The following is a 24,816-nucleotide window of genomic DNA, read 5'->3' on the forward strand; positions in this document are numbered from 1 at the left end:
GTTATGTAGATGGTGTATCGTCTATTTCTGTTTTCATCGCCTGATTAAAGGTGCTATGTTCATGACGTTGTTGATACAATTCACTCGTTGTTTTAATAGCAATCACAAGTGGTACAGATACCATGATGCCGACGACATTGCCAATAACTCCTCCGGCAAATACCGCAAATAACGTAATTAACGGTCCTAATGCACTTCGTTTCTCATGAACAATTGGCGAAATGACATAGTTATCCACGTTGCTTAATACGATAATACCAATGATCAAGGCTGCCAAATTGCTTGATGGAAGTGTCAGCCCGGTCAAAATACCGATAGCATTTGCCACAGTACCGCCAATATAAGGGATTACCGCGCCAAGTGCTGAAATGATTCCAATAATCAGCCAGTCATGATGACCGACACAGTAATAAAAGGCACAATATTCAACAAAACGAATCAAAATCAATAAGGCCATGCTTTTTAAATAAACCGTAACATTTTCATCAATCTCATGTAAATAAATATCACTGTTTGGAATAAACAAATGAAAAGCTTTTTTCACATAACCTTTCATACGGTCAAAATCAAACAGCATATAAATGGCAATGATGATCGTAAATAAAATATTTGTCACATAATCCAAAATCGTACTCATCCAAGATGGCAGGCTTGATACAAGTCCCGGCATCCAATCATCATAAGCTTCCAGCAATTTAATGATATTGTCGGTTAGACTATTCACAAGTGAGAAATCTTTTAGATTACCAATTTCTTTAATCTTAAAGCTGATCCATTGCACACCTTGAATCAAGGAAGAAATGAATTCATTGATTTTCGCATATAGCATAGGCAGCAATAAGACAATCAATATCACCAAAATCACCAAAATGATGATCCATAGCAGTAAGATACTGAAATTTTTATTTAACCCTTTTGCCTTCATATATAAAACAAGCGGATTCATGATGTACGCCAAAGCAAAGCCATATAAGAATGGCTGTAAAACACTATAAGCAATACTCATCCAATTTCCCCAAATGCGCTGTGTCTGCATGAGCAGAAACAAAATGATCAAGACTCCGATGATCTTCGCCATCGCATATAAAGAGAACCGCTCATCTATTTTCCTTAATATTTTTTTCAGCATTTGAACACCTAGCTTTCTATTTGTTATTTTATCATGAACATCGTAAAAAAACTAGGAAGTTCGCCATTATCCAAACAGTTTTGCCAATATTGTTTTGGAACGATATTTTGGCAAAGCGCTGGTTTCGCCTAACAAACGCTTTACGATACAGTGAAAACAACTGTATAATTGGCTATCCTTTCGTCTTGTTAAAGGTGTTCCATGATTGTTTGCACGTATCATTTCCTCATCTTCAAACACATATCCTAAAAAATCCACTGCTAGCCATGACTTTGCTTCTTCTAATGTTATACAGATGCCTTTTTCAATAAGTCTTGGCTGCATGCGATTCACGATAAAAGAAATTTCTTCCATTCCTTCTTTCATTAGAATACCAATGACACGATCAGCATCCTGCAATGCTGTGACATCTAATGTTGTGACAACAATTGTCTTTTTGACACAGGCAATGGCCTGTAAAAAGCCACTTTCAATTCCAGCCGGAGCATCTAAGAGCACAAAATCAAATTTCTGCTTCAACGCCTCAACGATATGAGGCAACTCATGTTTTGGAAATTGATCAATATGGATAGTCTTACAGGCAGGCAACAAATATAAATTCTCTTCCCGTTTATCCTTGATGATGGCTTTTGCCAACGTACAGCGCCCATCTAACACATCCTTTAAATCAAAAATGACCCGATGTTCTAAACCAAGCATGATATCTAGATTTTTCAATCCCAGATCCATATCAATCATACAAACCGTAAAGCCTCTTTGAGCTAATAATGTTGCGATGTTTATGACGGTACTACTTTTCCCTACACCGCCTTTTCCGGAAGTTATTGCAATTGCCTCTCCCACATTCTCTCCTCCTTTAGTTGTTTCAGTTTCACTGTGCAATGCTCATAATAAACCTCTGCTGGTGAAAAAGATGTCAGATTTTGAAAGCGACTGTCACAGATGCGCACATTCCCTTGCATAGCTGAAACGTATAATTGACAATGGGCATGCAAAAGGTCCACACTCCCATACATATTTCCTAACACATACAAAGAAGCTTCGCTCACAACATAAGCCTGCTGTTCAATGGTGCCTAATAAAAGGATTGGCTCATGAAAGTGATAATGCTCTCCATTCCCTAACGTTTTCTGCAAAATCTTGATTCGCGGTTTTTCTGTTTCTACATTGCAGCCTTTCATGATGATATGACATTGTTCACAAACTTGCAAAATAGCAAGAAATTGCGCATCATTGATCTTTGGCAAATGAAAAAAGACTGCAAGCGCAGATGTATGGAAAATACTACATTGCAGCAGTCTATGATGTAATTCTTGTAAGCATGCATCAAAATCGTCAAATTCGACAAACACATGATAATCCTTATTTATTCCTTTGATTTTAATCTGAACCATTCGACCTTTTCCCCTTTTCGTATCCGACGGGCTTTCATTTCCAGATAATCGTCTTTGATTTTGATCAAATAAACAATGACCATCGCTAAGATAGCATTCGCAAGTAGGGTCAATAATTCATAGCGTTCTGCCCAAAGTGTCAAAGACATTTCTGTCATTCGCTGAAAGCTCATGTAGAAGTATATCAAAAGGTCTTTGACGAAAATTGTCACAATTGCTAGAATTAACGATTCTATTAAGGTATCGGTCATATGCTTGCTCCAAAGATGTAGCAGGCAGGCAACCAGAGTATAAACAATTGCATAAATCAGAAATGTATTCGCAAAACAGAAATCATAGATCATTCCACAGCCAAAGGCAAACAAACAGGTGTCTATCAGATTAAACTTGCGAACAGTGAGAATCATTGCACAAAAACCCAAGTTTGGAATAAACATCAATGTATCTACCAAATAAGAGTTGGGAAATAAAATCATCAAAACTTCATCGATTAGAAAACAGAAAACAACAAAGAGAAGATGTGTCATATCACTTCTCCCCCTTTGCGCCTGTAATTACACGCACCAACGTGAATTCTTGAAAATCATCAACCGGACGTACATAAATAGTCTGTCCACTTTGATTACTTAAAGCTTGAATAGAATCGACATTACCAATCAACAAGCCGCTAGGATATCCTCCACCCATGCCACTTGTAATGACCTGCATGCCTTCCTTCACTTTATCCGTATCATCATATAAATATATGACATACATGCCACGCTTGATATCATAACTTTGCAATACGCCATCAACACTTGTCTTCTTATCAATATTGATCTTAATGGAAGCTGTCGTCGTCTTGTCTTCACTCGTTAACAACTTCACGACACTGGTATGATTTGACACACTGGCAACCTTGCCGATCATACCATTTACCGATTCGACTGCCATGCCTTCCTTAACACCATCTCTTTTTCCAATATCGATGGTAATAAGATTATTCCAACTTGCCTGATCACGGGAAATCACATGTGCCCATGTCATGGTATATTTATCTTCGCTCTTTTGCAGTTTCAAAGCCGCTTCTAGTTCTGTGTTCTTACGGCGTTCGTCATCATATTTTGCCTTGTAAGAAGGATTTTGGCTAAGTTCATAGCGTAGTAAATCATTTTCTTCCTTCACGCTCCACAAATTTGCCAAATCTTGCAGCCAATCTTTTGCGGTCATTACCGGATGATCGATCAGCGCATATTTCAGCATACTGATGCCATCATAGCCTAAATTGCTTGTTAGCGTACCACTCATGCTTTTCAAAAGAACACCCAATGCCACAAAGGCCAGGATGATTCCGATTACTATTTTCTGAAGTCGATTAAATTTTGACATCTTATCACCTATTTCGTACCTCTCCATTATAAAGGGTAAAATGAAATAGTTCAATCCATAAGTCGTTTTTGTCGAAAACTTATGTACGTATTCCGTGCAACGATAATATGATCAATCAATGGAATCGCTACCATTTTCCCAGCCTCTTGAATAGCCTTTGTTAATGTGATATCAGCATCACTTGGTGTTGCATCGCCAGATGGATGATTGTGAACGCAAATAATCTTTGCACAGCCTTGTTGCATCGCCTCTTTAAAGATTTCTCGTGGATGGACACTTGCAGAAGTTAATGTGCCCATAAACATAGTACGATAACATAAGACATGATTTCTCTGATCAAGAAACAACACTAAAAAATGTTCTTGTTTAGCATAGCCGATTTCCTGATTCAACCATTCCAAAATATCCTGTGGTTCTTCAATTTGTTCCTTATGCATCACTTTATCAAAAGCAATGCGTCGGCACAATTCAAAAGCGGCATTCAATTCAATGGCTTTTGCTTTTTTAATGCCTTTGATACACATAAGCTCTTGTATACTGGCATTTCCCAGTTCTCCAAGTGTTGCTTTTAATGCTAACACCTTATCTGCCAATTCTAAAGCACTTAGCGATTGCGTACCGCTTCTGAGCAATAATGCTATTAATTCTCGGTTACTCAAAGCGTTTACTCCATACTGAATCGCCTTTTCACGTGGCCGCTCTTCTTCTTTTAATTCTTTAACTTTCATCTTTGATCCTTTCCAGTACTTCACCATATTCTTTTTTATCAATTAGGGTAGCCAACTTCGCATCCGTAATGGTTACACTTTTTTGAATATAGTTGTACTTCTTCTTTTTCAACACAGACTCTACCTTCTTTGTTTGTTTCTCATCAACATCAACACCACAAACAACCGCCGTTGTCTTTCCTTGTTTCCAAACATAAGATGATATGCCTTCCTTTTTCAGCTTTTGTTGCATATCGTCAATACTGTCTTGCTGTTTGTATAACCCCACCTGCACCATATATAATGTCCGTTTTTGTGCTTCTGCATCGGACAGTGTTGTAAACAGTGCATAGTATACGATGGAAAATACTATTGAAAACAATACTGCAAAAAACACAATTAATCGTTTATTCTCCATATGCCTTACCCTCCTACCCTTGTATATGTGTTTTGTGCATGAGAAAATGCCGATACGACAGAAACAGACAAAGAATCCCTTCCGTATACATATACGACGCAATCATGCAAAAAACGTAAAAATTGCGCACATATTTCACCAACAATTTTTTATAAAGGTTATTCCTTACAAGACATATCGTAGAAAGTAGTAAATTCTTATTGACATTTATTTGAAAATAAGTAAAATAATAAAAGTAACCTTGGAGCGTTGGCCGAGTGGTTTAAGGCACCATCTTGGAAAGGTGGCGTAGTGAAAGCTACCGTGAGTTCGAATCTCATGCGCTCCGCCATGGAAATTATCAGCCCCTACTACCGTAAGGTAATAGGGGCTTTTTTTACTTCAGCGTTTTCGTTTACGATGCTCTTTCATCACCGCAAATAACAGCCAACAGCCTAAACCAATAGCTGTAATATATCCGATGAAACCTAATGCCGGAATGCCAAATACTTTTGGGGTCATCTGTGTAGTACACAGTAATGAACTAGCCATTAACAACCCAGCACTGACAATACCAACAGTCAGCTTATTCACCATATGATTAATAGCAGTCATTGGTACATCACTGCCCATGACATCTAGATTAATTTTTAAACGTCCTTTCATAACCATTTGCATGACTTCATATAACTGAATCGGCAATCGCATGCCATAAGTAGTTGCATCATACAATTGTTTGCCATTTTTGGTCAGTTCTTTTTTTAGGTCCCACTTTTTTACCATCTTTCCTGCCACATGATTTGCCGCTATAGAAATAATGTTAATACTTGGATCTACGATTACCATAGTGCTTTCTATCGTGACTAGCCCTCTTGCGAGCATGCTAATACCTTTTGGCATCGATATTTTATGCTTATGTGCAATCGTAAAGATTTCCTGTATCGCTACACCAAGATTGATTTCTGCCAATTCCATTTGTAGATAACGGCGCATAAAGCTTTCCATATCATCATAAAACAAGGCATGATCAATTTTAGCATCATGGATACCTAAAGCCAAAACGACATCCACTAGTTTCTGGGTATCATTATTGCCAATCGCCATGACGGCGTTTTTCATTAAATCTTTATCTTGCTTGCTAAGCATGCCCATCATGCCAAAATCAATCCAGACAATCTTACCATCCCGAATACGCAAATTGCCCGGATGTGGATCAGCATGAAAAAATCCATCATCTACAATCTGTTTGATATAGTTTTCTGCTAACTTAATCGCGATTTCTTTACGGTCATAGCCTTCTTTTTCCAAAACCTCAAATTCATCGATTTGTAAGCCATTAATATATTCCATGACTAAAACACGGCTCGTGCTGTATTCCTCTTCTATCTTAGGAGCACCAATATATTGAATGTCCTCATTAAGGGCAGTAAAACGTTTGGCAAATTTAGCTTCGTTAAGAAAATCCATCTCCTCTTTGGCAGTATGCCAAAATTCATCTAAAACGATATTAATGTCTACTACACTGCCTAATATTTCATTGAGATGTAAAAGTTTACTAGCTCTTCGCACTAATGAAATATCACGTTCCATGGTCGCATAGATGTTGGGGCGCTGTATCTTAGCAACAATGTCTCGTCCATCCTTCAGTTTGGCTTTATGAACCTGAGCGATTGAAGCACTACCTAAAGGCTGTACATCAAAGTCTATAAAAACATCTTCTAGATCCATCCCATATTCTTCTTCGATGACATTACGTACCGTTTCCATATCCATGGGAGCAACATTATCTCGTAGTTTGATAAGTTCTACGCAATATCGCTCTGAAAACATATCCTGCCTTGCTGACATGATCTGTCCGATTTTGACAAAGGTAGGGCCTAGATCTTCTAAAATTTCACGAAATTTTATTGGATCGACACCTTTCGTAATCTGATGCTTTTTTAGGATACTAATGATTTGAGCAAGTCGGCGTTTACTGCTTAGACTCTTATTATTTGTCTTCTTCATCACTCTTTGCTTGCAATTCTTCAATCTTTTCTTTAATTGCCGCAAGTTCTTCCTTGCTCACCTTTTCCAGATCTTTCTTAATACCTTCTGCATCTACAGGAGTACTTAGCTTTTCTTTGACCGCATGTTTTAGTTCTTCATTTAACACTTTTCCCTGCTCTACAGTCAATTCACCTTTTTTAACTAGCTGATCTACTAATTCTTTTGCTTTTTCTGCTGTTGTAGCAGCTGCACCGATTCCGGCAAGAAATACTTTCTTTACATCATCACTAAAATTCAACATAGTAATACATCTCCTTTGGATATTTTTTATTACTTTTATTTTACCACGTTTTCTATGCTTCGGCACAAAGGAAATACTTTTTTCCTTCTGAATGATCTGCTTTCCGTATGATATGTTCCATCTTTTCAACAAAGCCTTAGAAATAGTAGACTTTTCCCTATCTTTTCGTTAAAATGAAACTGGTGATGAACATGAGGAAATATGTTTCTTTCATAAAATTTCTTGATCATGCACATATTGCTTATAACGAGGTACGCATCGTGAAACAGCCATCTTATCTAAAACGTTATTTCGAGCAATATAAAGCATATTATAAATTATTTTTGATTGGGCATAATTATGCGGGTGAGTATGAAAAATTGGAAGAAGATCTCAAAAATGTGACAAGCAAATTAACATAATTTGTCTTTTCTTTCATTCAATGTTAAAATAAGCTGCATTGGAGGCGATAATTTGAAACGATTTCGATGGATGGCAATCATCGTAGCTATGCTTATGGTATGCGCAGGCTGCAGTGAAAAAGAAAAACAACCGACACCAACTGATGTAACCAAACAATTTCTGACAGCAATCCAAAAGCAGGATGAAACAGCTTTAAAAACATCTTCTCAATGGAATCTGGCAAGCATGAAATCTTTACAGATGCAAGATGAGGATTATATAGATGGCATTGATCACGAATTGCAAAAAGCTGCACATGATACGATGTATGGATTTCAATTCACGATAAAAAAGGAAACCATAAAGGATAAAAATGCACAAGTCGCTATAATCTTAAAAACAAAAGATATTCGTAATGCTGTAAAAAAAGGGATGAAAGAAGCAGAGAAGAAAGTGGAAAAGCTCAGTAAAGATAAGAACTTTTCTGATCAAAAAGCCCAACAAGAAATACTTACCACGTTATATACTTATATTCGTGATAGTAAAGAAGAAAAAGAGCAAACTGTTACTATTTCCTTACAACAAAATGATGGTGTATGGATCGTGAAAAAGGAAAATCAAGAGTTGGAAAAAGCATTATTAGCTAACGGTGAAGAACTGATTCAATTGATTCAATAAAACAAAAGGCTGTGACAGCGGAGAACATCCGTTATCACAGCCTTCATATTATCTTAAAATCCCATTCCTACCTCTTCAGGAACGCTGGCATTACTTGCCCGTAAAACTCTAACTCCCAGCGCCTTGCACACTTGTAAAAAGTCCGCTTGCAAGCCATCATCCCCATGTTGATACCGATAAGCCATGATTGTATCATGTTCAACATAAATAGCTTTCTCTTTTAATATTTTCGCTAATTTATGAAATGTATGATCCATAGAAAAACTTGGTTTTATCTGACAAATCTTAATCGCATCAAACCCTGCAACCCCATCAAATAATTGACTTGTTAACAAGGCGTTCATAGTTTCATAATAGCGACGATATAAGAAATTAGCATTATACTTATTCCACATCATCTCATAAGATTCATTCCATGAAAAAGCAACATTATCAATAAATTCAATATTGCCGACAAAAACATCATATGGATACGCTTGCTTCAACTGCTCAAGAAAACGTTCGTGTTGCGGCAGATAACTGACACATAGACCGAATTTTATTGCTATTGGGAACTCCTCTTGCTTCATTTCATCAATAAAATTTTGATATTCACAAATAGAGCATTTGGTTATATTATTATACCATTGATTCTGACATGGATAAGTTGCCCGTATTTCCTGATACAACAATTCACATTCTTGAAACTTATAGGTTGGCTCTAACACATAAAGCTCATCAATGTGTTTCTTTTGTGCTACCTTGCTATATTCCATCAACAACGCTTTGCTGTAGGATCCCTGTAAAGATACATGTGCATCTATCATATGCTAATACCGTATCTTTTTAATGCGTCCAAAACCAATCGTGCCAGGTCCGGCATGAGACATAATAACCGCTTTAAACACTTGCTGTTCTACCGGTTGATGAATTACCTCTTCCAATTGAAGCTTTAATTCATTGCTTACCTCACGATTATCAGCATCAATGATCATCCAATCATATTCTGCCGGATCAATGTCCTTTATAACATAAGCAATTCCCTCTTTGTATGCTTTTTTCAAGGTACGTACTTTATCTACTAAATCAATTGCCCCATGTTCAACCTTTAGCAATGGTTGAATTTTTAATAAACCTGCTAACGCTGCAGCAGCTGGCGAAATTCGGCCGCCATTCTTTAATGTCGTCAAATTTTCTGGGATCAAAACGGCAAATAGGCTGCCTTCCTTCTCCAGTTTTTCTTTTACTTGTAAGCTTGTATATCCCTTTTCAAACATCTTACGGGCCGTTTGCAACATTTTGACAACAGGATAACAAACATATTCACTATCTACTACTATGACTCTTCCTTCATATGCATCAGCCAGTCCGATAGCAACATGGCAAGTTCCGCTTAGTGCTTTTGATAAAGGTAAATAAAATACTTCATCGTATGTTTGCAATAAGTCATCCCACATCCGCGTAAGATCTCCGATGATGGGCTGTGCTGTTTTTACCTGATCACCATTCTTTAATGCCTGAATGATATCTTTGTCAAATATTGTCTCTTCTTCAATAAATTCTTTTCCGTTCATGCTGATCGGCATGCGGATGACATGAATATCCAGCTCTTTTGCTTGTTCTTTGGTGATATCTGCGCTGGAATCACACATTAATGCTATCTTTTTCATGGAATCACTCCTTACGTGCAATTATAGCAATTTTACTTTAAAATCACAATACAGAATTAAGAATTACAATGTTTTCAAGGGCAGCCTCTTTGAGCTACGTCATTTCTTCTTTCTTATTTTTACGACACGTACCGTTTATCCCCATCGTCCGCGCATAAAAAAACCGGCGATGCCGGTTACCTGTTCTTATATGGGGCGGACGATGGGGATCGAACCCACGCATGACGGGACCACAACCCGCTGTGTTAACCACTTCACCACATCCGCCATGATTTCTTTCATCAGGCGAGTTATATTATATCTTATCCCTTTTTATTTGTAAATAGTTTTTTTAATTTTTTTATAAAGACAGGAATGGAATCGTAAAGTCCATTCCTGGTGTTTTCTTTAAAACGGTTGGGATCTTCGCTTACACCTTACTTTTTCATCCAAGTTATCAACCTTGAGTTGCATCACAAAAGACCGGTTAAACCGGTCTTCACTGCGCCTTAATGTAAAACAAAATACTGCTCATACCATAATAAGAAAGAATAGACTGTATAAATCTTACGCTGATAATTTCCTAAATTATTTTTATGATCTTCAAGCCATTGTAAGATTAACTTCTGGTTGAAGAACTCTGCCGCATATGGTTTTTCAAACATCGTTTTCACTTTTGCATAATACGCTTCTTCTCGCAGCCATACACGCAATGGAACAGGAAAGCCCATCTTTTTACGTTTGCCCCAATCACTTGGTATATTTTTCATAGCCGCCATACGGAACGCACGTTTGCTTTCTTCGCCTTTTATACAATATTCACTTTCCAGCGATTTTGCTAAGTTCCAAACTTCTTTATCTAAGAAAGGAACACGCAGTTCCAAGGAATGTGCCATCGTCATCTTATCGGCTTTTAATAAGATGTCATGAGGCAACCATAAGTGCATATCTAAATACATTTTCTTATGTAGGTCATCTTGTTCTTTTACACGTTCAAAGTAAGGTCGTGTAACATCCTGATAGCATAAAGCTGTTTTATAACCATCTGCCATGACCTCATCCGCATCTTCATTATCCATAATAAATGCCTGCCCGATATAAGAATCCTCCAAAGAAGTAGCATTGCGTTGTAAAAAGCCCATACCTCGTTTTTCAGCTCTGCCTTTTGCCCAATGCCCTAACTTTTTGCGTAATGCAGCAGGTACGATTTTTTTATAAAGTTCATCATTTTTGTTTTCTTTATAAGCATCATATCCGCCAAACAACTCATCGGCACCTTCACCACTTTGTACAACTTTCAGATCCTCCACAGCCATTTCAGATAAATAGAATAAAGGTACAGCCGATAAATTGGCATGAGGTTCATCTGAATAATATTGCACCTTTGGTAAAGCATCGAAGAAATCTTTTGAAGTTAATGTTTTTTTCTTGTTTTTCAGATGTAGTGTCTCACATAAATCTCTAGCATGGGTCGTTTCATCAAACCCTTGTACTTCAAAACCAACAGAATATGTTTTATCCGGACGTAAAACAGATGCAATATAGCTAGAATCTACACCGCCGGATAAGAAAGAACCTACCTCAACATCAGCTATCTTATGATAAGCAACAGAATCCTTGACACTTTGATGAATGCACTCTACCGTTTCTTCTAATGATCTTGACGTTTCCTCAAAGGCAAAGGTAAAATAGCGTTTCACCTTAAAGTCACTGCCATCATAGGTAAAACATGTACCTGGTTCTAATTTATAGACATCTTTGAACATTGTTTCTTCTAATGGATTGTATTGAAAAATCAAATACATTTTTAAAGCATCTTTATTCACCGCTTTGTGAAAAGCTGGATGAGGTAAGAAAGATTTAATTTCTGAACCAAATAATAAGGTGTCGTTCATCTTAGCATAGTAAAATGGTTTAATGCCAAATTGATCGCGTGCGCCAAACATCGTATGTGTTTCCTTATCATAAATCACAAAGGCGAACATACCTCTTAACATCTTTACGGCATCTTCACCATAGGTTTTATATGCCTGTAAGATAACCTCTGTATCGCTATGTGTCGCGAATGTACAGCCATGTTTTTCAATCAGTTCTTTGCGAATATCCTGATAATTGTAAATTTCTCCATTGAATACGATGACATGTCTGCCATCCTCACTGTGAATAGGCTGAGAGCCTCCTTCTAAATCGATAATACTTAAACGACGAAATCCCAATGCTACATGATCATCTAAAAATGTTCCATCACTATCAGGGCCACGATGAGCAATACATTCACCCATCGCATCTAATATCTGTTTTCGATCGTAATTACCAAAACCGTAATAACCCGTAAATCCACACATTGTTAACACCTCTTTACGCTATTTCATGCGTTATCTTCCAGTATCCTGTTTGTCTCATATAGATAATTCTTTTGAATAAGACAGGAATCTTATTTATTATAAAGGATGTACAAACGTTTCTCAATAGCTGATTGCAAGAAAGCTATTAATAATTCTGAAAATTGCGGATACTGTTGTATACTTTTACAATTTGTACAAGGAAATCGATGCGTTTAAGAAAAAAGGACAAGCGCAATGTCATGTCCTATTGTGAAATGCTTCCTATTTGATTCTACCATAAAGAGGTTTTTCTTTTCTCTTCGATCCATTTGCATCAATCAACAAGCTTCGTATTATGGAGCACTACTTCCTGCAACACCTCGCCAATTGGATCATGAATTACGATATCTGCTTGATCATCCATTGCTGTTACCGCTTTATTTAACAGCACCAAGGTCTTACCTCGAAAATAACGCAATAACCCCGCAGCCGGATAGACAACTAAAGAGGTACCACCGATAATCATCACATCTGCATTGGCAATCGCTGTCACAGCTTCCTCCATTACTTGCATATCTAGTGATTCACCATACAACACTACTTCTGGTTTGATGGTATGATGACAGTTCGGGCATTTAGGAATGCCATCTTTTTGCTTCAGCATATCCTCCAATGTAAAAAAACTATGACAACTCTGACAGCGATTACGATGTATGCTGCCATGAAGTTCTAACACTTTTTTACTGCCTGCTTTTTGATGAAGTCCATCAATATTTTGGGTAATCACAGCATCTAATTTCCCCAATGCTTCTAATTTTGCTAAAGCGAGATGTGCTGGATTTGGCTGCGCATTCGGATAGACCATCTCATGAAAGTAAAAATCATAAAAAGCTTCTGTATGCTCATAAAAGAAATCATGAGATATCATTGTTTCCGCAGGATAAGGATATGTTTTTTTGCTATATATACCACTTTGTGAACGGAAATCGGGGATATTACTTTCTGTGGATACACCAGCTCCACCAAAAAAGACGATATGTTTATTTTCTTCTATAACCCTTTTTAATTTATCATACATATTTATGCTCCCTTTCGTATTTGGATATAACTGCCTTCTCTGGTTTTAACAACAGCGATACCTGCCTGAATATTTTCCTTTAAAATTTCCACATGGGAAATGATACCAATCATGCCTTTGCCTTGTGTCATTGTCTGCAAGATAGCCAATGCGTCCGCTATGCTATGCTCATCCAGAGTACCGAAACCTTCATCAATAAACATACAATCAAAACGGATTCCGCCATTCCTTGCTTGTACGACCATGGATAGTGCTAAGGACATGGCTAAGGATACTAAGAATTTTTCTCCTCCACTTAAGGATACCACATTTCGTGGTTCCATGGAATAGGTGTCAAAAATAGATAGCTCTAAGCCATATTTGCGACTTCTTCCAGTTGTATCATCATTGCGAAAAATCTGATAGCGACCTTCATGGATATGGGCTAACAGCTTATTGGCTTGGGTGGTGATGTTATCTAATAATACCCCTAAGACATAGCGTTCTATGCCAATGCCTTGATCTCCGCGCATTGCTTTTACAAAGTGCTGCATGCGAAGATAATCTGGTTCAACAATTGCTAATTCTTTCATTTGATTTTGTAATGCAGACAAAGTGCGCGCATAGATCTTTTGTTCACTTTGTCTTTGCGCTAAGCATTCCTGTATTTGCAACAGTTCTTCCTTAAGTTTAGCATCTTGTGCAACAAGTTTATCTAGATCAAGCCATACGATCTTGGCCAAGTATTCTTCTTGTTTTCGTATTTCTTCTTCTAAATGAGCAAGGTTCAAAAAGTAACGTTCAACCTCACTTGCACTGTTTTCAATATCCGTATCAGATGGCATTGTTTCCAGTTCCACTATCTTGACCTGTTGTTTGACAACTTCTTCTTCCAGTTGTTCTTGTTGTTGCTGTAACTGTTGCTGCGCCTGTCTATATTCCTGTTCGCTGGTCTGATAATGTTCAATAGCCTTATTGTATTCAATGATGCTTGCTTCCCTTTGCTGAAGCTGTAGATTCTTTTGCTCTTGTAAGTATTTCAGACTCTTTTGCTGTTGTTCATATTGCGTCTGTAACTGCTTTAAATCTTGTTGTGGAAGTCGCTTTTGTAAGGCAGCTACTTCTGCTTTGGCCATTAGATAGTTTTGTTGCTTTGTCTGCTCTTGTAAAAGGGAAGCTTCCAATTGTTCTTGTCTTTGCAAAGCACTGGATTGTAATACTTGTAACTTTTGCCGCCTTTGGCTCTGCCTTTCTTCTGCTTTAATTAGCTCTTTATACTGCTTTTTGATCTGGTGATATTCTTCCAAAAGGAACGGTTTTTGTAATAATTCCTGTATTTGCGTTTGAATATCCTTAAGCTGTTTCTTTAACAAGGCATAGGCAGCTTGTTGCTTTTCTTCTAAACGATACAGTTGTTCTTCCTTTTGCTTTCCTTCTTCCAACTGTTGTTTCAAAGAGCGAAGCGTAAGCAAATCAACGGCGGCTTTTTGTGCTACATATGGTTTTGGATGATGAAAAGAACCACAGACAGGACATGGCTTTCCTTCCTGCAAACTTTCTGCCAACTGTAAAGCACTGTGTTCTAAAAACTGCTGATACAATGCATCATGTTGCTGCTGCCGTTTTTTTAAAGTTTCCTGTTGTTGCTGATACGCAGATTGCGCATTCATCCATGCCTGTTTCTGCTTGTTCATCTGTTCTTGTAACGCTGTTTGTTTTTGATAACGTTTTTCTGCTAGCACGTAATACTGCCAATCTGCTTTGAGTTGTTCATGTTGCTTTGCTTCTTGTTCAAACGCTTGTATTTCTTGCTGCAACAACTGCTGTGTCTTTTGTAATGCCATATTCTTTTGCTTCCATTCGATATTCTGTTTATGTATTGCCTGGTATGCTGTTGCCAGCTGTTCACTTTGTTGTTTTTGCTTATCAAAGGTTTTTAACAACCGCAGTTGCTCTTCGCACTGTAGCAATTGTTCTCTTGCAGTCTGTATTTGCTCTTCATAGCCCTGAATGCTTTTATTTTGCTCATCCAAACAAGCATATTGCTGGCTAGCTTTCTGTTTTCTGTCCTTTGCCTGTATATATTGTGCTTCACGTAATTCCTTCGCTTTTTGCAAGCGCTGCATTTCCTGATACATATGCCGCAGTTGCTGCATCTGCTTCCAACGCAGTACCTGCTCTTTTTGTTGCTTCATTTGCCCTTCTTGTTGCTTCTCTTTTTCATATTGTTGTTGTTTCAGCTTATAGTCTTCTTTCCAACGATGATATTCTTTCTGCTGTAAAAGATCCGCTTGAACGTTTTCCTGCTGCTGTAAAAGTGCGTTTTTTTGTTCATTGTCCTGTGCAATCTGTTCCGTGAGCGAAGCATAGGTTTGCTGTGCTGCTTGCATGCTTTCTTCATTTAAAGAACGTAAATCCGCTGCCATTTGCTGTTTTAAAAGATCTAAGGCATTCCGTTTCTGATTCAGTTTATCTGTAAGCCATCCATTTATAGAGCTCCAGCGTTCCATCTGAAATAATGTTTTCAGGATATCTTGCTTCTCTTCACTACGACTTGTTAAAAATTGTTCAAATTTTCCTTGTGGCAAAAGCATCACCTGCACAAATTGTAAATAGGATAAACCAATCAGTTCTTGTGCCTTTTCTTCGACACTACGCAATTTAGGATTCTCAAAGAAAGGATGAAAGCAACCATCGATCATTTCACCAGCATCGACATTCACTTTATATGCCTTTTCTTTATTTCGTTTGGTGCGAACTTCAACACTTCGAAAAAATCGATATTCCTTCTCCTTGATCGTAAACGTAAAATCAACAATCGTAGGCATTTGCTCAGAAGCAAAGCGAGAACGCATACTTTCCAGATCTTCCCGCTGTCCACCGCTGCTCTTTCCATATAAGGCATATGTCATGGCATCTAACAACATCGTCTTGCCACTTCCGGTTTCTCCTTCCAAAAGAAATAGGCGATCCTTCATAAATTGTGTAAAATCAATTTGCTGTTTCTTTACATATGGACCAAATGCCTGTACTTCCAATCGTTTTGGCAGCATTCCCTACACCTCCTCAAGCATAGACAGACCCTCTTGCAAGAGCTGAATATCTTCATCACAAAGAGTTTCCTGAAACATGTCTTGAAAGTAGCGTTTCACGATATTGACATCATTTAATCCATCTAGTTGCTCAACATCCAATGAAATTTTACTCTTTATCTGCTCATTTTTCCCACTCAACTGTAAAAGTCCTGGATAATGTTCCTGAAAATAAGTCAGCATTTCATACGATACACACACATCTAACAATTGCAATTTTACATAGCCCTGTGGATATCCGTCATCAACTTGTCTTAGCTGTTGCAGATATGATAAGCTGCCTTTTAGAACATAAAGGGGATGTAAAGGTTCTATGGTACGTGCATATACCTTTTGATTGCATGTATCATATAGTAGCACCTGTTTCTGCTGTTCAGCTTCTGAAAAAGAATACGGCAATAATGATCCACTGTAATATACATGTTCCCCAACCTTTTGAGGACGATGAAGATGTCCCAAAGCTACATAATCAAATTCTTCAAATAGTGTGGCAGGCACCAGATCACTGCCTCCTACACGAGCAAATCGATCACTTTCACATACACTGGAGCCCGCAATAAAAGCATGCGCTATTGCAACATGGCATAAATTTTTCTCCTTATGCAGATGAATATCTTCACAAATAATACGAAAAGCCTCTTCTTGTGTTGCACATGGTTGTTCATACACTTGAGCTACCTGTGCAGGATGTAAATAAGGAATTGGATAAAACATTGTATCTTTGATCCGTAATCCTTTGACCTTCTCTTCCAACTTGCCATAAATATGCAGTCCCATAGGTGCCAACAATTCTGCACAGGTAGCCAGGCGAACAGCCGAATCATGGTTACCGGCAATTACTATGACCTGCTTTTGTAATTCTAAGCATAACATGCTCATACAACGATTATAAAGTTCAATCGCTTCTTTGCTTGCCAAGGTCGTATCGTACACATCTCCAGCAATTACGATTACATCCACATCTTCTTCCATAACGATTTTCTTTATTTGCCATAAAGCATATTTTTGATCTTCCAGTAAAGATACCTTATGCAAATCAATGCCCAGATGCCAATCCGCCGTATGTAATATTTTCATTGTGATACCCCGTTTCCTTTTATTTCTTCGCATTATTTTCGTCTAGTAAATCAAGATGCCCTATTCTCATATTCTATTTGATAGCATTTTGATATTATATGCAAATAGGTATTCCTCTTTCTATTTGCTACCAGCTTACATCGTTTGACCCTTCTATAAAAAATTGAAAAAAGATGGCGAAAGATCCTCTCACACATCTTTGTGAACTACGCATTGTAAAAAGCTGAGGAAACGCGGTCATTTTATCACGAACCATTTAATTTTCATTAGGATTTGCCTGCGTTGCGTTTCCCTTTTCTAATGTAAAATCAACACTGTCATTAATATCCTCAAAAGCCCAGCGGATGGAAAATTGCTGATACTCGACTGGATATTCATACCATTGGAATTCATATGTTGTTTTCGCGATAATCATTCCATTTTCTTCTTTATATTTCGTATCAATATAATCCATACGATTATAATTAATCGTATCATCCAACATGATCAATTTGGGCACCTTAACCGGATGTTCCTTTTGATATTGATATGTTAGTGTTACTCTAGTACGTCCCTCTTCCTGCTTCACCTGTTGATCAAAACGAACGACATATTTCACAAATACATTTATTGTCTTTTTGATTTCCTTACCATTTGCCTGTGTAATGATCAAGGTAAAATCATTATCCCCTGTCGTTAAGCCATAGCTATCTCTTGGTAAAGTCCAAGAGCTATAGGAAGATACATCAATGGGATTATCCTTTGAATGATACAAATGAACACTTTCGATTTCAGTTTTTCCTGCAGAATAGCTCCAATGGAAATGAATTTGATCATCCATGCGATTATAGGTTCCTAAAAATTCGGTAATCATAGCATCTTCTTGCGTAGGTTCTTCTTGTGTCGGTACATCAATCGGTGTATTGTTTTTCTCTACTAATTTCTGGGTTAGGATATAGATCGTTAAAGATAGGATGATTAGCAATAAGACACTCAGCAGTAATACAAAAAATTTGTTTCTGCGAATAAACCCTTTTTCTTTATCCATACGATCTCCTCCTGTTCATGTTTTTATTTATTATACTGTTTTTTGGTGAAAAAAACCACTCTTTCTCATGCCTTTACAACAATTCCCTTAGCTTTTCCTAATAATGGCAGACGGCTCTTAAGAAAAAAAAGCATCCGTAATGGACACTTTTTCAGCCTATTTTGTCGGAACTAAAGGCACGACAATCCCATGATATGTTTCGTCAATATAGTTTTTCACATCTTCTGTATTTAAGGCATTGATCAATGCTTTAATTTTCTCATCATCTTTATGTGCTGTTTGTACAGCGATGATATTGCCATATGTTTTTGCAGCCTCACTGTCTTTTGATTCGGTTGTAAGAACATTTTCACTGATTTTGGCATTTAAAGCATTATTCCCATTAACAACGGCATAGTCAACATCTTGAATGCTGGCTGCACATGTTTCTGCCTGCATCTCGATAATTTCGACTTTAACATTATATTTGGCGATATCGCTCTTTGTTGCATCTACACCTTTTCCATCCTTCAAAGTGATGATGTTATTATCCGCTAATAATTTTAAAGCACGTCCACCATTGGTAGGATCGTTAGGTACTGAAATTTTCATACCATCTTTCACTTCATCCAATGATTTATGATTTACCGAATAAATACCGATTGGTTCAAAGTGAACAGAGAACACACTTGTGATCTTATCTTGAGCACCCGCTTTTTTCGCCCAATCATCCATATATGGTTTGTGCTGGAAGAAGTTTGCATCCAGATCACCATCTACTAATGCCTGATTTGGTTTTACATAGTCTGTGAATTCCGTAATTTTCACCGTATAGCCTTCTTTTTCCAAAGCCGGCTGAATATGCTTAATAATTTCTGCATGAGGTGTTGTACTAGCACCAATACGCAATGTCTTATCTTCCTTACCTGTATCATCACTTTTTGCGCCGCAGCCTGCAAGTAAGACAACAGCTAAGAATCCTGCTACTAATTTTTTCATTGTTTTTTCCCTCTTTCTTTCTATTTTTTTATATTTCATCCAAACCTGCCTGACAGGTACAACACATTCGACAGATTCGGCTTCCTTGTTTTAATATATGTTTCATATTTCACCTCTAATGGGTGGTTTTCCGGATTAAGATATTTCCTACACCCTGAATCGTTGTCGTAATCAACAATAAGATAATCACACAAACATAAGTCACATCATTTTGCATACTATTATAACCATAGCGAATAGCAAAATCACCGATGCCACCACCGCCGACAGCACCGACCATGGTGATCAAACCAATCAGTGAAATCAAGGTGATCGTTGTTGCACGTATAATGCCAGGAATACTTTCTTTCAAATATACCCGAAAGATAATTTCCATTGGCGAGCTTCCCATTGCCTGACTGGCTTCAATTAATCCGCGATCGATTTCAGCCAATGCACTCTCTACCTGACGGGCAAAAAAAGGAATCGTTCCTACCATTAAAGGAAACAAAGCTCCGCGCAAACCAATCGTCGTTCCCGCAATAATGCGTGTCATTGGCCCTAAGAAGAAAATCAAGATAACAAAGGGAATCGCACGAAACAAATCAATAATTTTTCCCAAAATGAAATAAATCACTTTATTCTCTAAAATATCACCACGTCTTGTAACAGTTAAAATAACACCAAATAATGTACCAAAAATAAAGGATACAGCACCGGTAATTCCCAACATGATAAAGAAGTCAAGAATGGCTTGCCAGAATTCCGGAAGTTTATTCATAATGTTTGGAATTAAATCATTTAGTACTTCTAACATTCTTTCAGCACCTCAACTTTCACATCATGTTTTTCCATATAAGCAATTGCATTTTGAATATCTTCTTTTTGGCCACCAAAGATTACAACCAAATCTCCTAATGGGCTGTCTTTGATGATTTCTACATTGCCAAAGATGATATTCGTATCCACATGGAAATCACGGGAGATTTCGGATATTAACGCCTTCGAAGTATTTACCGCATCATAATTTAATTTCACTAGATGCTGTCCTGGTTTTAATTCTGTTAATGCACTACCCTCATCTACCATTTCGTAAATACGGGATATATTGCTTGTAGTCGCAATGAAATCTTTGGTTACCTTCGCCTGTGGTTTACAGAAAACTTCTAAGATATTTCCTTCTTCTATGACTTTACCTTTTTCCATTACCGCAACACGGTCGCAAATTTCTTTTATAACAGCCATTTCATGAGTAATCAAAACGATGGTAATCCCCAGTTTTTCATTTACCTGTTTTAATAATTTCAAAATGCTCTTCGTCGTTTGCGGATCTAAGGCACTGGTTGCCTCATCGCATAATAAGACCTTTGGATCATTTGCCAAGGCCCTGGCAATTGCCACGCGTTGTTTCTGTCCACCGCTTAACTGTGATGGATACGCATCTTTTTTATCGCCTAAATCGACTAATTCTAATAATGAAGTGATTTTCTTATCCATTTCCTCTTTTGATAAGCCACTCCCCTTTAATGGAAAGGCGATATTTTGATATACGGTACGTGAACGCATCAAGTTAAAATGCTGAAAGATCATACCGATTTTCTTACGCACCTCACGTAATGCCTTTTCACTCATTTTCGTCAATTCCTCGTCGTCAATCCAAACTTTGCCGTTGCTAGGGCGTTCCAACAGATTGATACAACGTACCAAGGTCGATTTACCGGCACCGCTGAAACCAATGATGCCAAAGATTTCACCATCCTGGATTTCCAGATTGACCTCTTTTACTGCATGCACATCACCGGAAACGGTATCAAATGTTTTACTGACATGCTCTAAACGAATCATCCAACTACCTCCTTCTTATAAAAAAAAGCTCTCATCCATTAGGACGAAAGCTTGTGCTTATCGTGTTACCACCTAAATTCACCCATCTTTTGCAAGATAGATCTCATCAAGTACGCCTTCAAACAGAAAGTTATACTCTATCGCTGTAACGAGCGAACACGTCATAGCCTAAACGTTCTTCGACCATGCGACTCCAAGACCATTTTCAACAGCTTCGCTTTATCCTCTTGCACCAAATGAGAACTCTCTGAGAAAGTATACACTGTCTACTCTTCTTTTCTACGTCATTTTGTTTACGTGAATAATGTTACTTTATTTTCCTAGATTCGTCAAGTGAAATAAAACAAAATTCTGAATTATTCCAAATAAACGCTTCTTCAAACGTTTTGTTTACTGTCACACATAAGATTGCCACCAATATAGCTTTCGGATAAAACGAACCTATTTCAATTGGAAAAACCATATAGCGAGACACTTTGCTCATACCAACAAAAGCATATACGACACAATAATGATGTTGATTCACTCTTATTTCATCGTACAACACAGAGGAAAGTTCCTGTCACTAACCAGTATAAGAAGTAAACAGCATTGACTCCAAAAATAATGACAAAGAAAAAATTGCTTTTCTTTCGAGTGTAATAAAATTGCGCCAAATTATATAAAAACATGCCTATTTGGGCAAAGCTATGAAGATAATAATAGCGATCTGTATATGGCGGCCCTATAAGCCAAACCACAACATCATATACAATCAACACACTCATAATAACACGAAAGCTCCATGAACTGGAACGCTCATCCAAATAGGTTATTCGCTCATCACCATGCTGATTCTCTTTGCGCGCTTTCTGCAATAGCTCTTCTTTCTCCATGTCTTATTCCCCTGTCATTCTCCTATGATGTAGTATCATCGTATCCTTTATCAAACGTCAAATAAAGTTTAGCACATTTTAAAAGCTTATAGCAAGTGTACTTTGCATAACGCCATCCTTACACCCTTATGCATTGTTTACAAAAGACACATAAAAAGATAATAAAAGCAGCTATCTAGTTGTCGAAAGTTTTCTTATATCCAACAGCAAAAGAAGCATCGTCTAGCACAGAGAGAAAGCAAAGCTTATGGAAAAATCTTAGCCAAAGCAACATTTACCTTATTTTCACAAATAATAAAGAAAAGCGATTTGCTATAGCTGTAAATGCAATGCAACTAGCTTTAAAGAACTCTGTAATATAAAATCCGCCCCTAAGACGGATCTTACCCTATTTTATATTTAAGCTTGTACGTTTTCCCCTCACTTTCATCATCAAAATATTCCGTATAGCTAAAGATGATTTTTTTGGCTGTAGATGAAATGATAAAGATCAAAGAGCCATATATTTCTTCCATTGGTTTTAACGCATATTCATCAGGAAGCTGATTTTTTACACCAAAATAATCCTCTGCTTCGAATGGGCCTTCCTCATCAAAAGTTATCATAAAGTCATCCTTGTACATATTTAATATTTCATTTGTTATATTTTTGATGCGGACATGCAGCATTAGAAACTGCGCTTGCTCCTCAACTACAAAATCTTTTAATTCCTTACCCGGTAATTCAATTTTTGTCACCTTGCAAGTAAAAAAGATTGTTTGAAATTCATTAATGAGAGCCTGATTAGGACAATAATCACCTGTCAGAAGCACATTCTGTTTTTCCTTTTCATGTTGTATGATTTCCACTTGTTTTCACCTCTCTAACATACTATATGACGAAGAGCTGAAAAACTGTCGAACTTTGTGTTATATGAGCAGATTTGGATAGATGCGGACACCTTTCTTCACGATTTGCGTTATATGATTCTCATATAAACCTTGAAACAGATGTGATAAAGAATTACCATGACAAATCAAGATATCCGCCTGTTTTCCTTTTTTTAATACACCAACATGGGGTAATTGTAGCGCTTTAGCAGGATAGCATGTCAATGCCTTTAAAAGCAATAAGGCATCCATGCCCTGCTTGATATGTAGCAACTGTGCCAGCAATAATGGATCCTGCATGATGAAATGGTTATCTCTGGTACTAATACAAAACCGTTTTTTGGTATATTTTGTTGATGCTTTGATAATAGCATTCCCATATAGAATAGGATAGGTCAATGCTTGTTTGGGGACAATATCCATTTCAAGAAAGGATTGTGCATGGCTATCCATCGCCATCGTTAAGACCCCATGCTGCATATACTGCATGCGATATTCTTGCAACTTTCTGGTTTTATTCCATTCATCACATGCAGGGTAAACTGCATCAGTTTCAATAAATGCTGGAATCGCAAAATGACTGCGTCCTTCTAAGATTCGCGTATCTTTATCCAAAAGATGTGTATAGCTTCCCTCACCGATTTCCAATATGACATCATGATGCATTGCCAAATAGGCGTGTGAATAAATAACATCTTTTTGTTTAATTGTTTGCATAGTATAAATTTTCTCAAGATTTGTAATGAGTAACGTTGCTTTTTTCTTCATGAATTCTCCTTATAGACTTCTCTTATTATATGACAATTTCACACAGAAAGAAAAGTAAATTATGATATAATTAAACAAGTAAAGGAGGGATGTTATGTTTGATTGGCTAAAAAAACACTTCGAGAAAGAGAATCCAGCAACAACCCCAAAAACAAAGCCTGTAATCCTAACAATTCATGGCTATGGAAGAAGACGTAAACATGAATTTGATAATCTTGCCTTATGGGGTAAAAAAGATGGATATGATATCGTCCAGTTTGATATGTATGATTTATTTGATGAAGAAGATCATGATTGGATGTGCTGGGTACAACGTGCAAAAGATCAGCTAGATCAATATAAAAAAACAAATCGCGATATTTACCTAGTGGGCTTTTCTATGGGCGGTGTTATAGCTTCTTATTTAGCCGCTATGGTACCTGTAAAAAAATTAGTTTTACTTGCGCCGGCATTTAGCTATATAAATATGGATATGATTACGGATGCGATCACCAAATCGGCAATTTCTTTATGGACCAATGATAAAAAAGAAGAAATACAACTTCCCCGTTCCTTTTATAGTGCTTTTAGTGAACTCATTAAAAACCTTAAAAAGTATATTACAAAGGTTGATTGCCCAATCTTATTTCTACATGGTGATGAAGATGAAGTTATCTCAATCAAAAGCTCCATAAATGCATACGATAAAGTCCCACATGAACGTAAAAAGCTCATTATTCTTCACGAAGGACATCATCGTCTTTTGATGGATGAAAAAGTAAACTGGGAAGCTTATCAAATTATGAAATTATTTTTTGATGATCATCTATTAAATGAACAAAAAATAGAGATGGCAGAAGATATCATGGATAAGCTAATTGAAAAGAAACATCGCTTGGATGCTGAAAAAGAAAACTTAAAACAAGTGACGATACATGAGGAATCGGTTACATCGTAATCGATTCCTTTTTCCT

At 37.3% G+C, this 24,816-nt stretch carries 25 protein-coding genes, 2 tRNA genes and 1 other annotated feature; of the genes, 4 read left to right on the forward strand and 23 right to left on the reverse strand.

The features are described from left to right. Position 1: 1 nt before the first annotated feature. The 7 genes from KJS44_RS08530 to KJS44_RS08560 all read right to left on the reverse strand — a co-directional run bounded on the left by KJS44_RS08530 (position 2) and on the right by KJS44_RS08560 (position 5,016). Positions 2 to 1,129, reverse strand: coding sequence for an AI-2E family transporter (locus KJS44_RS08530; protein ID WP_008687928.1), 1,128 nt, complete (start codon positions 1,127 to 1,129; stop codon positions 2 to 4). A gap of 66 nt (positions 1,130 to 1,195) precedes the next feature. Continuing rightward, positions 1,196 to 1,972 carry a septum site-determining protein MinD gene (gene minD / locus KJS44_RS08535; protein WP_008687926.1) on the reverse strand — a complete coding sequence of 259 codons (777 nt, stop codon included), beginning with the start codon at positions 1,970 to 1,972 and terminating at the stop codon, positions 1,196 to 1,198. Beyond that, a complete protein-coding gene (locus KJS44_RS08540) occupies positions 1,951 to 2,523 on the reverse strand; it encodes a hypothetical protein (RefSeq protein WP_008687924.1) in 573 nt (190 codons plus the stop codon). Before KJS44_RS08540 ends, minD begins: the two co-directional genes overlap by 22 nt. After that, positions 2,496 to 3,050, reverse strand: coding sequence for a hypothetical protein (locus KJS44_RS08545; RefSeq protein ID WP_008687923.1), 555 nt, complete (start codon positions 3,048 to 3,050; stop codon positions 2,496 to 2,498). Before KJS44_RS08545 ends, KJS44_RS08540 begins: the two co-directional genes overlap by 28 nt. Position 3,051: 1 nt before the next feature. Further along, entirely contained in the window at positions 3,052 to 3,891 is an 840-nt protein-coding gene (gene mreC / locus KJS44_RS08550; RefSeq protein ID WP_008687921.1) for a rod shape-determining protein MreC, read from the reverse strand. Positions 3,892 to 3,941: 50 nt separating this feature from the next. Beyond that, positions 3,942 to 4,619, reverse strand: coding sequence for a RadC family protein (radC, locus tag KJS44_RS08555; protein WP_008687920.1), 678 nt, complete (start codon positions 4,617 to 4,619; stop codon positions 3,942 to 3,944). Beyond that, positions 4,609 to 5,016, reverse strand: coding sequence for an SPOR domain-containing protein (locus tag KJS44_RS08560; protein WP_008687918.1), 408 nt, complete (start codon positions 5,014 to 5,016; stop codon positions 4,609 to 4,611). The genes radC and KJS44_RS08560 overlap by 11 nt, the downstream gene beginning before the upstream one ends. Before the next feature lie 243 nt (positions 5,017 to 5,259). Here KJS44_RS08560 and KJS44_RS08565 point away from each other — a divergent pair. Next, positions 5,260 to 5,347: transfer RNA gene (locus tag KJS44_RS08565), tRNA-Ser, on the forward strand. A 50-nt stretch (positions 5,348 to 5,397) separates the two neighbouring features. Here the strand turns inward: KJS44_RS08565 and KJS44_RS08570 are convergent. Next, a complete protein-coding gene (locus KJS44_RS08570; RefSeq protein ID WP_008687916.1) occupies positions 5,398 to 7,002 on the reverse strand; it encodes an ABC1 kinase family protein in 1,605 nt (534 codons plus the stop codon). Then, complete coding sequence (locus KJS44_RS08575; RefSeq protein ID WP_008687914.1) at positions 6,986 to 7,285, reverse strand: phasin family protein; 300 nt, start codon at positions 7,283 to 7,285, stop codon at positions 6,986 to 6,988. The genes KJS44_RS08570 and KJS44_RS08575 overlap by 17 nt, the downstream gene beginning before the upstream one ends. Positions 7,286 to 7,545: 260 nt before the next feature. Here KJS44_RS08575 and KJS44_RS08580 point away from each other — a divergent pair, with 260 nt between their 5' ends. Next, positions 7,546 to 7,686, forward strand: a complete 141-nt coding sequence (locus tag KJS44_RS08580; protein ID WP_226896977.1) for a hypothetical protein — start codon at positions 7,546 to 7,548, stop codon at positions 7,684 to 7,686. A 52-nt stretch (positions 7,687 to 7,738) separates the two neighbouring features. Beyond that, on the forward strand, positions 7,739 to 8,344 hold the full coding sequence (locus tag KJS44_RS08585; RefSeq protein WP_008687911.1) for a hypothetical protein: 606 nt from the start codon (positions 7,739 to 7,741) through the stop codon (positions 8,342 to 8,344). A 53-nt stretch (positions 8,345 to 8,397) separates the two neighbouring features. Here the strand turns inward: KJS44_RS08585 and KJS44_RS08590 are convergent, their stop codons facing one another. From KJS44_RS08590 to KJS44_RS08655, 14 genes are all read right to left on the reverse strand, one after another. Beyond that, positions 8,398 to 9,150, reverse strand: a complete 753-nt coding sequence (locus tag KJS44_RS08590; protein WP_008687909.1) for a PHP domain-containing protein — start codon at positions 9,148 to 9,150, stop codon at positions 8,398 to 8,400. A 3-nt stretch (positions 9,151 to 9,153) separates the two neighbouring features. Next, entirely contained in the window at positions 9,154 to 9,993 is an 840-nt protein-coding gene (locus KJS44_RS08595; protein WP_008687907.1) for a DegV family protein, read from the reverse strand. A 191-nt stretch (positions 9,994 to 10,184) separates the two neighbouring features. Beyond that, a tRNA-His gene (locus KJS44_RS08600) sits at positions 10,185 to 10,260 on the reverse strand. 221 nt (positions 10,261 to 10,481) lie between these two features. Next, entirely contained in the window at positions 10,482 to 12,317 is a 1,836-nt protein-coding gene (asnB, locus tag KJS44_RS08605) for an asparagine synthase (glutamine-hydrolyzing) (protein WP_008687905.1), read from the reverse strand. A 313-nt stretch (positions 12,318 to 12,630) separates the two neighbouring features. Beyond that, on the reverse strand, positions 12,631 to 13,374 hold the full coding sequence (locus KJS44_RS08610; RefSeq protein ID WP_008687904.1) for an NAD-dependent protein deacylase: 744 nt from the start codon (positions 13,372 to 13,374) through the stop codon (positions 12,631 to 12,633). A gap of 2 nt (positions 13,375 to 13,376) precedes the next feature. Then, a complete protein-coding gene (locus KJS44_RS08615; protein WP_008687902.1) occupies positions 13,377 to 16,406 on the reverse strand; it encodes an SbcC/MukB-like Walker B domain-containing protein in 3,030 nt (1,009 codons plus the stop codon). 3 nt (positions 16,407 to 16,409) lie between these two features. Beyond that, entirely contained in the window at positions 16,410 to 17,522 is a 1,113-nt protein-coding gene (locus KJS44_RS08620; protein WP_008687901.1) for a metallophosphoesterase family protein, read from the reverse strand. A 256-nt stretch (positions 17,523 to 17,778) separates the two neighbouring features. After that, complete coding sequence (locus tag KJS44_RS08625) at positions 17,779 to 18,549, reverse strand: hypothetical protein (RefSeq protein ID WP_008687900.1); 771 nt, start codon at positions 18,547 to 18,549, stop codon at positions 17,779 to 17,781. Between the two features lie 156 nt (positions 18,550 to 18,705). Continuing rightward, on the reverse strand, positions 18,706 to 19,527 hold the full coding sequence (locus KJS44_RS08630) for a MetQ/NlpA family ABC transporter substrate-binding protein (protein WP_008687899.1): 822 nt from the start codon (positions 19,525 to 19,527) through the stop codon (positions 18,706 to 18,708). Between the two features lie 115 nt (positions 19,528 to 19,642). Then, complete coding sequence (locus KJS44_RS08635) at positions 19,643 to 20,323, reverse strand: methionine ABC transporter permease (RefSeq protein WP_008687898.1); 681 nt, start codon at positions 20,321 to 20,323, stop codon at positions 19,643 to 19,645. Beyond that, positions 20,317 to 21,351, reverse strand: a complete 1,035-nt coding sequence (locus KJS44_RS08640; RefSeq protein ID WP_008687897.1) for a methionine ABC transporter ATP-binding protein — start codon at positions 21,349 to 21,351, stop codon at positions 20,317 to 20,319. Before KJS44_RS08640 ends, KJS44_RS08635 begins: the two co-directional genes overlap by 7 nt. 36 nt (positions 21,352 to 21,387) lie before the next feature. Further along, positions 21,388 to 21,642 (reverse strand) — a binding site (T-box leader). Positions 21,643 to 21,884: 242 nt separating this feature from the next. Then, a complete protein-coding gene (locus tag KJS44_RS08645) occupies positions 21,885 to 22,226 on the reverse strand; it encodes a DUF6442 family protein (RefSeq protein ID WP_008687895.1) in 342 nt (113 codons plus the stop codon). A gap of 383 nt (positions 22,227 to 22,609) precedes the next feature. Next, on the reverse strand, positions 22,610 to 23,074 hold the full coding sequence (locus tag KJS44_RS08650) for a hypothetical protein (RefSeq protein WP_008687893.1): 465 nt from the start codon (positions 23,072 to 23,074) through the stop codon (positions 22,610 to 22,612). 60 nt (positions 23,075 to 23,134) lie between these two features. Beyond that, a complete protein-coding gene (locus tag KJS44_RS08655) occupies positions 23,135 to 23,863 on the reverse strand; it encodes an amidohydrolase family protein (protein WP_008687890.1) in 729 nt (242 codons plus the stop codon). A 94-nt stretch (positions 23,864 to 23,957) separates the two neighbouring features. Here KJS44_RS08655 and KJS44_RS08660 point away from each other — a divergent pair, with 94 nt between their 5' ends. After that, a complete protein-coding gene (locus KJS44_RS08660) occupies positions 23,958 to 24,800 on the forward strand; it encodes an alpha/beta hydrolase (RefSeq protein ID WP_008687887.1) in 843 nt (280 codons plus the stop codon). Positions 24,801 to 24,816 lie beyond the last annotated feature (16 nt).

Source organism: Longicatena caecimuris (genome assembly GCF_018406465.1).
Taxonomy (GTDB): domain Bacteria; phylum Bacillota_I; class Bacilli_A; order Erysipelotrichales; family Erysipelotrichaceae; genus Longicatena; species Longicatena caecimuris.

What these genes read in the sequence shown, in the direction of transcription:
- asnB (WP_008687905.1), bottom strand. Translation starts at nt 12,317, where the DNA reads ATGTGTGGATTTACGGGTTATTACGGTTTTGGTAATTACGATCGAAAA.
- KJS44_RS08645 (WP_008687895.1), bottom strand. Translation starts at nt 22,226, where the DNA reads ATGGAGAAAGAAGAGCTATTGCAGAAAGCGCGCAAAGAGAATCAGCAT.
- KJS44_RS08615 (WP_008687902.1), bottom strand. Translation starts at nt 16,406, where the DNA reads ATGCTGCCAAAACGATTGGAAGTACAGGCATTTGGTCCATATGTAAAG.
- KJS44_RS08610 (WP_008687904.1), bottom strand. Translation starts at nt 13,374, where the DNA reads ATGTATGATAAATTAAAAAGGGTTATAGAAGAAAATAAACATATCGTC.
- KJS44_RS08620 (WP_008687901.1), bottom strand. Translation starts at nt 17,522, where the DNA reads ATGAAAATATTACATACGGCGGATTGGCATCTGGGCATTGATTTGCAT.
- mreC (WP_008687921.1), bottom strand. Translation starts at nt 3,891, where the DNA reads ATGTCAAAATTTAATCGACTTCAGAAAATAGTAATCGGAATCATCCTG.
- KJS44_RS08660 (WP_008687887.1), top strand. Translation starts at nt 23,958, where the DNA reads ATGTTTGATTGGCTAAAAAAACACTTCGAGAAAGAGAATCCAGCAACA.
- radC (WP_008687920.1), bottom strand. Translation starts at nt 4,619, where the DNA reads ATGAAAGTTAAAGAATTAAAAGAAGAAGAGCGGCCACGTGAAAAGGCG.
- KJS44_RS08640 (WP_008687897.1), bottom strand. Translation starts at nt 21,351, where the DNA reads ATGATTCGTTTAGAGCATGTCAGTAAAACATTTGATACCGTTTCCGGT.
- KJS44_RS08570 (WP_008687916.1), bottom strand. Translation starts at nt 7,002, where the DNA reads ATGAAGAAGACAAATAATAAGAGTCTAAGCAGTAAACGCCGACTTGCT.
- KJS44_RS08625 (WP_008687900.1), bottom strand. Translation starts at nt 18,549, where the DNA reads ATGGATAAAGAAAAAGGGTTTATTCGCAGAAACAAATTTTTTGTATTA.
- KJS44_RS08540 (WP_008687924.1), bottom strand. Translation starts at nt 2,523, where the DNA reads ATGGTTCAGATTAAAATCAAAGGAATAAATAAGGATTATCATGTGTTT.
- KJS44_RS08630 (WP_008687899.1), bottom strand. Translation starts at nt 19,527, where the DNA reads ATGAAAAAATTAGTAGCAGGATTCTTAGCTGTTGTCTTACTTGCAGGC.
- KJS44_RS08560 (WP_008687918.1), bottom strand. Translation starts at nt 5,016, where the DNA reads ATGGAGAATAAACGATTAATTGTGTTTTTTGCAGTATTGTTTTCAATA.
- KJS44_RS08655 (WP_008687890.1), bottom strand. Translation starts at nt 23,863, where the DNA reads ATGAAGAAAAAAGCAACGTTACTCATTACAAATCTTGAGAAAATTTAT.
- KJS44_RS08595 (WP_008687907.1), bottom strand. Translation starts at nt 9,993, where the DNA reads ATGAAAAAGATAGCATTAATGTGTGATTCCAGCGCAGATATCACCAAA.
- KJS44_RS08575 (WP_008687914.1), bottom strand. Translation starts at nt 7,285, where the DNA reads ATGTTGAATTTTAGTGATGATGTAAAGAAAGTATTTCTTGCCGGAATC.
- KJS44_RS08530 (WP_008687928.1), bottom strand. Translation starts at nt 1,129, where the DNA reads ATGCTGAAAAAAATATTAAGGAAAATAGATGAGCGGTTCTCTTTATAT.
- KJS44_RS08635 (WP_008687898.1), bottom strand. Translation starts at nt 20,323, where the DNA reads ATGTTAGAAGTACTAAATGATTTAATTCCAAACATTATGAATAAACTT.
- KJS44_RS08590 (WP_008687909.1), bottom strand. Translation starts at nt 9,150, where the DNA reads ATGATAGATGCACATGTATCTTTACAGGGATCCTACAGCAAAGCGTTG.
- KJS44_RS08545 (WP_008687923.1), bottom strand. Translation starts at nt 3,050, where the DNA reads ATGACACATCTTCTCTTTGTTGTTTTCTGTTTTCTAATCGATGAAGTT.